Origin of the sequence: Geitlerinema sp. CS-897 (genome assembly GCF_028368005.1) — a bacterium.
In the GTDB taxonomy this organism is placed as follows: domain Bacteria; phylum Cyanobacteriota; class Cyanobacteriia; order Cyanobacteriales; family Geitlerinemataceae; genus Baaleninema; species Baaleninema simplex.
In genome coordinates, this window is record NZ_JAQNCQ010000067.1 from 1 (window position 1) to 2,223 (window position 2,223).

Annotated in this window: 2 protein-coding genes and 1 pseudogene; 1 reads left to right on the forward strand and 2 read right to left on the reverse strand. The window is 54.0% G+C overall.

Going from position 1 to position 2,223, the window contains the following annotated elements; translation table 11 throughout:
• Positions 1–322: 322 nt before the first annotated feature.
• Together POG22_RS03475 and POG22_RS03480 are read right to left on the reverse strand one after the other, a co-directional pair.
• Positions 323–1,492, reverse strand: coding sequence for an LptF/LptG family permease (locus POG22_RS03475; protein WP_498903650.1), 1,170 nt, complete (start codon positions 1,490–1,492; stop codon positions 323–325).
• Between the two features lie 153 nt (positions 1,493–1,645).
• Complete coding sequence (locus POG22_RS03480) at positions 1,646–1,774, reverse strand: hypothetical protein (protein WP_498903651.1); 129 nt, start codon at positions 1,772–1,774, stop codon at positions 1,646–1,648.
• A 364-nt stretch (positions 1,775–2,138) separates the two neighbouring features.
• Between POG22_RS03480 and POG22_RS03485 the strand changes: the two are divergent.
• Positions 2,139–2,223, forward strand: a pseudogene (locus POG22_RS03485) (RNA-guided endonuclease TnpB family protein); the annotation flags it as partial.

Genomic DNA, 2,223 nt, shown 5'->3' on the forward strand with positions numbered 1-2,223 from the left:
CTACTATTTTTGTCAAGTCAGTTGGCTCTTGAATGTTATTTTCAAGTCAAGGGGTCAGTTGGCTGAGTCGAAATACCTAATTCCTTTCCGATTCACTTTATACTACTTATACACTACATTTGAAGTGCGGAATGTGGGATGTAAGCGATTTGAGTCCTCGACTCCGCTCGAACTCAAGTGTCAACGGTCTGTAAGTCTTGCCCAGTCTGCTTGATAGACTCCTTATCATCCCCTAGAGCAAGTGCCAAGTCAAGTAGATCGGTTCGAGCCGGAAAACCTGCAAGGCTACCGCGACGAAGGCTGAACCACCTCGAGACGATCGCTACAGTTTCGAGGCGCGCATCAGCAGTCCCATTCCCACCCCTAATCCGACGAGGGTGGGTAGCCAACCGGCTATCCAGGGACGGATTAACCCGCTCAATCCCAACGCATCGCCGACGGACATCAGCAGGTAATACGTGAAGATCACCAACACGCTAATTCCGAACCCGCGCGAGGCGCTGGTGCGCTGGGGTTTCGTCCCTAACGCCGCTCCCACTAATCCAAAGGCGACGCAGGCGAAGGGGATGGCGAACTTCTGTTGGATGCGAATTTCGAGTTTGCGAATTTTGTCTTCGCGGCCGCTGGCTTTCAAGATTTCTAGGCGATCGAACGCTTGCGTCACGTTCATTTGCGGGTAATCTCGCTCTCGCGCCAATTCCAAGGGTGCGCGGGGGAGGGGGTAACGATGGCGATCGAACTTGGCGATGTTGACGTAAGATCCGTCGGGGGGGATGGCGTAACTGGTGACGCCGAAGAAATCCCAGATGTTGTCTTCGGGGTTCCAGGTGGCGGAGTCGGCGAAGACCAGGCGATCGAACTTCGGTTCCGATCGATCTAACACGATCACCCCGTACATTCGTTCGTCTTCTTTGTCGAACTTCTCGGCGTAAAACAATCGCACCAACGTCTCGTCTTCGGCGTCTCTGGCTTGCGGTAATTTCCCGATTTCGGGATAGAGCGTATTGCGCTTCGCCAGCAACGTGTCTTCCTCCTTCAACGCGCGATCGAGCGTCACTTCGGCTTCGTACAGCGCACCGGGAACCACCACTTGATCGAACGCAAACGTTATCGCCGTGACGACGAGCGCCAGCAGCAACGCCGGACGGACGATGCGATACAAGCTCACGCCACAACTTCGCAACGCCACCAACTCGCTATCGCTGGACAGGCGAGAATAGCCGATTAGGGTTCCCAGCAACATCGCCATGGGAAACGAAAGGGAAATGTAGTAAGGAAGCTGCAAGACGAAGACTTTCGCCGCCACGTCGAGGGAGATGTTGGCGTTGGTGAGTTGTCGTACCAACTCGAACACGATACCCACCGCGACGCCGATCGAAGAAAACGCGCCGACACCGAAGAGAAATGGCGGAAGCGTTTCGCCGATGAGGTAGCGATCCATGATAGACAGTCCCGGAAGGAACCGACCGAAAAGAAAGGGCGATGGTTTCATAGCGGTGGCGAGACGCACGGTGCGAGAGTGAGATTCGTGCCAACAGTCTAGTGTATCGTTAGCGCGAAGCGCACCACCACCTCACCTGAAGCGAAACGGCCGATCGCGTTCGGTTCCGTCGAAACTGGTTGAAAACTGCTGTGAGTCTTTGGGTTACTGCGGAGAAGGTTGTGTGGGGGATTTGACCACAATCCACCGACCGGTTTTCGGATCGCGATAGGTTGTGAAGGGATTTTGGCGCAGGACGGACTCGGTTTTTTTGGGGGTCGTAACTTGGTTCATCGATACTGTCCCAGTTGCAGGCGATGGTGACAGAAGTATTTGCCGTTTGTTGTATTGTACGGGCTAATGTTCCGGTTGCCTGCGATCTCGATCGCCTTTTGGCGATAAAGCGATCGCCCCCTTAGCTGCTGGAAAGTTCTGGATTGGCTCAGAGAGAGACTACTTAAGATCGATGAGCGATCGCCACGGGGTTCGGCAGTGGCTCTACACTGGAGGAGATCTTTAAATGGCTTCTCGACCCTACCAAGATCCGTCGCAGTGCTCCGCCCATAGCCGAGGGCTTGGGGGGTGGTGAAGCGACGGGAGGAAGTAGTTCGCTTAAGCCTAGGAAACAAATATTTATTTTCTAAGCTAAGATAGTTTCATGCTAAACCTGACGTGGGAATTCAAGCTAGAGCCAACGGCGGAGCAGGTTTCAGACATCGAACACATTTTGGATGTGTGCCGCC